This is a genomic window from Lapillicoccus sp. (genome assembly GCF_046595215.1).
Taxonomy (GTDB): domain Bacteria; phylum Actinomycetota; class Actinomycetes; order Actinomycetales; family Dermatophilaceae; genus Lapillicoccus.
This window is the reverse complement of sequence record NZ_JBKJPP010000054.1, coordinates 1-6,509: the sequence shown is the minus strand read 5'-3', so window position 1 is coordinate 6,509 and position 6,509 is coordinate 1. Positions and strand designations below refer to the sequence as shown.

7 protein-coding genes are annotated in these 6,509 nt (G+C 68.8%); all 7 read right to left on the bottom strand.

Annotated elements, in window-relative coordinates; all coding sequences use genetic code 11:
- Positions 1–2,913, bottom strand: a 2,913-nt coding sequence (locus tag ACLL9L_RS04935; protein ID WP_411283532.1) for a heavy metal translocating P-type ATPase, incomplete at its 3' end; no start/stop codon positions are given.
- A complete protein-coding gene (locus ACLL9L_RS04930) occupies positions 2,910–3,305 on the bottom strand; it encodes a heavy-metal-associated domain-containing protein (protein WP_411283531.1) in 396 nt (131 codons plus the stop codon). The genes ACLL9L_RS04935 and ACLL9L_RS04930, both read right to left, overlap by 4 nt.
- 128 nt (positions 3,306–3,433) lie before the next feature.
- On the bottom strand, positions 3,434–3,715 hold the full coding sequence (locus ACLL9L_RS04925; RefSeq protein ID WP_411283530.1) for a hypothetical protein: 282 nt from the start codon (positions 3,713–3,715) through the stop codon (positions 3,434–3,436).
- 2 nt (positions 3,716–3,717) lie between these two features.
- Complete coding sequence (locus ACLL9L_RS04920; protein WP_411283529.1) at positions 3,718–4,818, bottom strand: cytochrome b N-terminal domain-containing protein; 1,101 nt, start codon at positions 4,816–4,818, stop codon at positions 3,718–3,720.
- Positions 4,818–5,330 carry a hypothetical protein gene (locus tag ACLL9L_RS04915; RefSeq protein ID WP_411283528.1) on the bottom strand — a complete coding sequence of 171 codons (513 nt, stop codon included), beginning with the start codon at positions 5,328–5,330 and terminating at the stop codon, positions 4,818–4,820. Before ACLL9L_RS04915 ends, ACLL9L_RS04920 begins: the two co-directional genes overlap by 1 nt.
- A 65-nt stretch (positions 5,331–5,395) precedes the next feature.
- Positions 5,396–5,881, bottom strand: a complete 486-nt coding sequence (locus ACLL9L_RS04910) for an NUDIX hydrolase (RefSeq protein WP_411283533.1) — start codon at positions 5,879–5,881, stop codon at positions 5,396–5,398.
- The coding region (locus ACLL9L_RS04905) for a hypothetical protein (RefSeq protein WP_411283534.1) at positions 5,779–6,509 on the bottom strand (731 nt) is incomplete at its 5' end. The genes ACLL9L_RS04905 and ACLL9L_RS04910, both read right to left, overlap by 103 nt.

The following is a 6,509-nucleotide window of genomic DNA, read 5'->3' as shown; positions in this document are numbered from 1 at the left end:
TGACATGTCGTGCTCCTTCTCCTGGTCGCGTCCGATCTCCACCACCGGGTCGGTGGCTGGCACGCGGACGTTGTCGGGGATGGCGGAGGGTGTGAAGCCGCGTAGTCGGTTGGCGTTGGCCACCACGGACAGCGAGGATGCCGCCATCGCGCCCGCGGCGATCACCGGGCTCAACCGCCAGCCGAAGGCCGGGTAGAGCGCGCCGGCGGCGATGGGGATGCCGATCCCGTTGTACAAGAACGCGAACACCAGGTTTTGGCGGATGTTGCGCATGGTGGCCCGGGACAGGTCGATCGCGGTGACCAACCCGGACAGGGCCCCGGAGATCAAGGTGATGTCCGAGGACTCGATGGCCACGTCCGTGCCGGTGCCGATGGCTGAGCCGACGTCGGCCTGGGCCAGGGCGGGGGCGTCGTTGATCCCGTCGCCGACCATGCCCACGACCCGACCCTCGCCCTGCAGCCTGCGGACCTCGGCGGCCTTGTGCTCGGGCATGACCTCGGCGAGGACCCGCCGGATGCCGACCTGCCGGGCGATGGCCGCCGCGGTGACCCGGTTGTCGCCGGTCATCATCACCACGTCGATGCCGCGGGCCTGCAACGCGGCCACGGCAGCGGCCGAGCCCTCCTTGATGGTGTCGGCCACACCGACGACCGCCGCAGCGCGCCCGTCGACGGCCACCAGCATGGGGCTCTTGCCGTCGACCGCCAGGCGCCCGGAGTCCGCCTCAAGCGACGCCGGGTCGATACCGGCCCCGACCAGCAGGCGCCGGTTGCCCACGAGGACCTCCCGTCCACGCACGAGCGCACGCACGCCCTGCCCGGTGATCGAGTCGAACGCGGTCGCCTGCGCCAGGGACAGGTCGCGCTCCCGGGCGCCAGCGACGATGGCGGTGGCCAGGGGGTGCTCGGAGGAGATCTCGACGGCCGCGACCAGCGCCAGGACCTCGTCGGCGGTGAAACCGGGCGCGGGCAGGACGTCGGTCAGGGCGGGGGAACCCTTGGTGATCGTGCCGGTCTTGTCCAGGATCACGGTGTCCAGCTTGTGCGCCGTCTCGAGGGCCTCCGCGGAGCGGATGAGGATCCCTGAGGTGGCACCCTTGCCCGTGCCGACGGTGATCGACAACGGGGTGGCCAGGCCCAGGGCGCAGGGGCAGGCGATGATCAACACCGAGACGGCCGCGACGAGCGCGAAGATGAACGCCGGCGGGGGTCCGACCAGCGCCCAGATGACGAAGGTCCAGATCGCGACGCCGATCACGGCCGGGACGAAGTAGCTGGAGACGTTGTCCGCCAGCCGCTGGATCGGCGCCTTGGACCCCTGCGCCTGGCGGACCAGCTTGATGATCTGCGCGAGCATGGTGTCCGCGCCGACCTTCGTCGCCACGTAGCGGAAAGACCCGGTCTGGTTGATGGTGGCCCCGATGACCGTCTCCCCGGGGGTCTTGGTCACCGGGATCGGCTCGCCGGTGACCATCGACTCGTCCACCAGGGAGCGGCCCTGGACGACCTGCCCGTCCACGGGCAGCTTCTCACCCGGACGAACGACGACGACATCATCGACGGCCACGTCCTCGATCGCCACCTCGGACTCCACGTTGTCGCGGATGACGCGGGCGGTGCGGGGCTGCAGACCGATCAGTGTGCGGATCGCCTCCCCGGTGCCGGCCTTGGCCTTGGTCTCCAGCAGCCGCCCCAGCAGGATCAAGGTGAGGATCACCCCCACCGCCTCGTAGTAGACCTCCTGCACGTTGGCGGGCAGCACACTCGGGAAGAAGGTCACCACCAGGCTGTAGCCGTATGCCGCGATGGTGCCCAGCGTGATCAGGGAGTTCATGTCGGCGGTGCGATGCGACAAGGCGAGCCACCCGGTGCGGTGGATCGGCCAGCCGGTATAGCCCATCACCGGGGTGATCAGCGCGAGCTGGAACCAGCGATTCATCAGCAGCTCGGGCATCCAGGTCACGCCGAAGAACTCGACGAACATCACCGCGAAGAGCACCGGCGCCGTGAGCACAGCACCGAAGATCACCCGACGCGTGAGGTCCGCGATCTCGGCGTTGCGCTCGCGCTCCTCCGCGTCTGCGGTCTCGACGGCAGCGCCAGCACCCATCGGGTCACCGCTACCCCGAGCGGGACCCGCCACTGGAGCCACCTGGGTCAGCGGCGCTCCCTTCACTTCGTGACCGGCTGGCGGGTGCGGCGCGGCCGATGACTCACCGACGAGGATGCTGCCGTGGAGCATGCCCATCCCGCAGGTGAACTGGTGCGAGCCCTCGACCATGGCCGGCAGCTCGACGGTGGTCCGCCCGAACGGGGTCAGCGCCACGTCGAGACCGAGGTCCGGGACGAGCAGGCGCTCGGAGCAGGAGGAGTCCTCCTGCCGGTCCAGGCGCAGTCGCACCGGTATGCCGGGCAACACCCGCACGACGTCCGGGCTGTAACCACCCCTGACCATGAGGTCGACCGACTGGGTGCCATCATTCACGGTGGCCAGAGCGAGCACGGAGCGCGTCTCGGGTCGGCCGGCTGACGACGCGTCACCCACCACGTGAAGCTTGCCGTGGAGCATGTTCATCCCACAGGCGAACTCGTACTCGCCAGACACCTCGGGAAGGAACTCGACGCTCGTGGTCTCGAACGCGGGCAGTATCTGGTTCACCTTGAAGTCCGGGAAAACCACCCTCGAGGAGCAGTCACCGGATTCCTGACGGTCGAACAGCAGTCGCACCGGCACACCCGTGGCGACCTGGATGACATCTGGGCTGTAGCCACCCTTGACCGTGACCCTGACGATCTGCACGCCGTCCGCCAGCTCGGCCAGACGCGACTTCTTCGGCCCGAAGAAATACCACGCCAGCAGGCCCGTCAGGACCAGGGCAGCGACAAGGATCGCGACCTGAGTGGGACTCATGAGCTCGCACCTCCGATCGAAGACATCATCTGTTCACCATCTGGTTGGGTGGCGTCGCCCGGGATGCAGAGGCAATCCCTGCGTGGGCGCACGTCTCGTCCCCCGGCAACGACGAGGTCGAAGCCGGCGCTCTCGACGGACGCACGCACCGCCTCGACCGCCAACTTGGCCGTGCTCGTCACGACCAGTGGCGATTGACCGCCCCTGACCAGGTCCCCGGTCACGTCCGTCACCCCCTCGAGCGAACGGACCTTCTCCAGCACTCGGGCCAGGCAGGAGCCGCGGGTCAGCCCCTCAACGACGTACATGGATGTCACCATGGTGAAACCTCTCGGCGCGCTCTTCTGCTGCCACAGGCGCCCGCGCCAACCGGAAACGGCCACGCTCAACACCGGGTCAGTTACCCCCTTGGGGTATATCAATCCTAGGGTGACAATGATGTTGCTTCGACAGTGAGACCATGAAGATTTCGTCAAGGTCGGCCCACGCTCGCGGCCCGGCTCGTTGGTGCACCACCACATCAGGGCACGTCGAGGTCGCGGTGGCCGGTTACGGCTTGAGCTGATCGCTTTCTGGCCCGGTCAAGGGCGAGCATGACGCGTGTCGCGAGGATGAGCGAGACAACCAGGACCACACCGCTGGCCGCCACGCGCAGGCCGGTGACCGGGCCGGGAGCGGCGCTCAGCGCGCTGGTGAGGACGCCGGCGGCGAGCACGGCGACCGTGACGAGGAGCCAGAACGAGCGGCGGGCCCGGTGCGAGGCGGGGGGGGCGAGCCGCCGCTGGCTGGCATGGTGGGTCATGGTCACATCCCCAGGTGTTGCTTGGCCGGGGTGACACCCAAGAGCGCGGTCAGGGCTGCCAGGACAAGGATCACGACGAGCACGACGCTCATCACGACCGGGCGCCGACGCCAGAGACGGTTGGGGTTGCGGTCGACGAAGGGCAGGATGGCCAGCAGGGCGAAGAAGGCCAGCTCGCCGTAGAGGATCGCGGACAGGCCCCACCAGTCCTCCAGGGTGAACAGCCACCAGAAGTTCCAAGGGGGCTTGGTGACCTCGATGCCGGCCACGGGCGAAGGACCAACCTCCGGAGGCCACAGCACCGCCAGGATCCCCAACAGACCGAACAGCCCCAGGGTGAAGGTGGCGATCCTGCGCAGGTGATGGGTGAACGGCTCGGTGGGCTCCTCGGTCGGGGCCTGCACCCCGGAGGCGTCGGTTGGCAGTTGGGGATGCGGAGAGATCTTGTGCCGCTTCACCAACAGCCCATGCAGGGTGACGAGGACGATGATCAGGCCGGGCACGATGACCACGTGGGCGCCGTACAGCCTGACGAGGATCGGCACACGGTCAGCGAACTGCGGGGAGAACCACAGCCCCACCCCGCCCATCAGCTTGCCGATCTCGAGGTTGTGACCCAGCGCCTCGAAGCCCTCCTGGTCCCACTTGAGCACCGTTCCGGTGAACACTGCCAAGGTCACCAGGCCGAACAGCCCAACGCCGATGAGCCAGTTGCCTTCGCGTGGCTTTTTGTATGAGCCGGTCAAGATCACCCGGACGAGGTGCAGCAGTGCGGTCACGTACATCGCCTGGGAGGCCCAGAAGTGCAGCCCGCGCACGAAACTGCCGCCCCATACTCCGGTGACGATGTTGCGGACCGACTCGTTGGCCGATTCCGGCACCGGGCTGTAGAACTGGACGAGGACGACGCCGGTGACGATGAGTATGCCGAGTGCGCCGGCCGTGATGCCGCCCAGGCTCCACGCGAGGTTGTTGGCGTGCTCTGGCACGGGGTACTCCAAGGCTCCGATCCCCAGTCGTTCGTCGATGACGTCGAGGACCTTGTGGACTCGGCTGCGCGGGCCCCCCGTCGGGGGGGCGGCTTGCCTGGGGATCGTCGTCATCATTGCTCCTTCGTCGTGGCGGGTCGATGCTGGCCGGGGCGGGGGCTGGGAGGACCGAGACGACGTCTCAGCGCCCGGACGTTGTCGTGTGGGCGGTACCGCGTGGCCAGCACCGCGCCGAGGAGCAGGAGCAGCGCGGACGCCACCAGGAAGCCCCAGTCGCGCCCGGTCAGGCTGGCCCGCCCCGGGAGCGGGCTCAGCACCAGCGTCGTGCCGGTCTCCTCACCCGTCGCCGGCTTCAGGGTCCCCACCGCCTCGGTGATGGACTTCTGCAGCAGGGCTCGGCCTTCGTCGACCTGGCCGGCCTCCAGGGCGGCCTGAGCTTGCTTCACCCCGTCGACGTCAACGCCTTGCTGGTCTGTGGTGGCCAAGGCATCGCCGATCTTTTCCATCGCCAAGGAGATCCCGTAGTCGCTGGTGTCATGGGCCAGGTGGCCAAGGGCCTGCTGCACGAGCTGGTAGCCCTCCGTCGTCTCCCCGCCTCCGTCCGCCCAGGCTGGTGATGCTGACATGACGCCGGCCATCGCCAACAGGATCCCGGCCAGAGCGCCGGCCCACCTGCGTCGCCCCACTCTCCTCACACTGCTTCTGTCCATGATTGGTCCTCTCGGGTCGACGTGCGTCTCCTTGTGGCGACGCGGGTGTGGGTGCAACCCTGCTCATCGAGATCGGTGCGGGTGAGCATGCCGGTCACCAGATCGATCAGCAGACGGGTGACCGCTCCGAGGTCACCGCGCAACGTCGATACGGGTGCTCCCTCCGGCGCGGCGTCATCCCCAAGGACCCCCGGCCACCCAGATTCTGGCTGCGCCAGCTGTCGTAGGGGGACCGTCGCCAGGGAGGTGACCTCGGCGAGGTTGGGTGAGGTCGTGAATGTCGGTCGCGGCGACCAGGCCAGGACCGGGGTGAGCAGGTAGCCGCTGTCGGGCAGCGCCACGGCCGGTAGGACACCGAGAATGCTCACGCTCGCCGGATCCAGGCCGACCTCCTCGCAGGCCTCGCGAAGAGAGGTGGTGACCGGGCCGTCATCACCGGCCTCGGTCGCGCCGCCCGGGAAGACCAGCTGCCCGGGTAGAGGGTCAGGTCCGATGCCCGTTCGGTGAGCAGCGCCGCAGGCCCGGCCGGGGTGTCGGTCAACACCATCGGCACGGCCGCGGGCCGTAAGGTGATCCGGGGCGGCTGGCGCCCCTGCCGAGGTAGCGGTGTGGCCGTCTGGCGGGCCAGCTGCGCCGCCCACGGCGGAGGTATAACCGGCTGGCTGTGGGGTTGCGGCACCGGAGCCACCTCCGGTAACCAGGTCAGCTGACCGGTCCGGATCCGCAGCAGGGCCACCCCAGGCTCGCCGCCGACCGGTTGCACCAGTTTGGTCTGTTGCCCGAAGCCAGGGTGGCCCAACAGGGCTCGGGCCGGGCGCCGGACCCCCAGCTCGCGGACGCCGGCGAAGTCCGCGGGGTTGTTGGCCACCGCCACGAACGCCTGCGCCGAGCCGACCAAGTGCGCCACCGGCCCACCGAAGGCGATCAGCGTCTCGCTCATCGCCGGAACCAACACCAGGTTGACGCCGGCCTCGGCGAGCGCGTGCACAGCATGCGGGTTGAGCAGGTCCCGACAGATCGCGATCACCAGATGCCACCCATCGGAGCTGACATAGACGCGCAACTGGGGCCAGCCCTGCGGTTGGATGTCCTCGT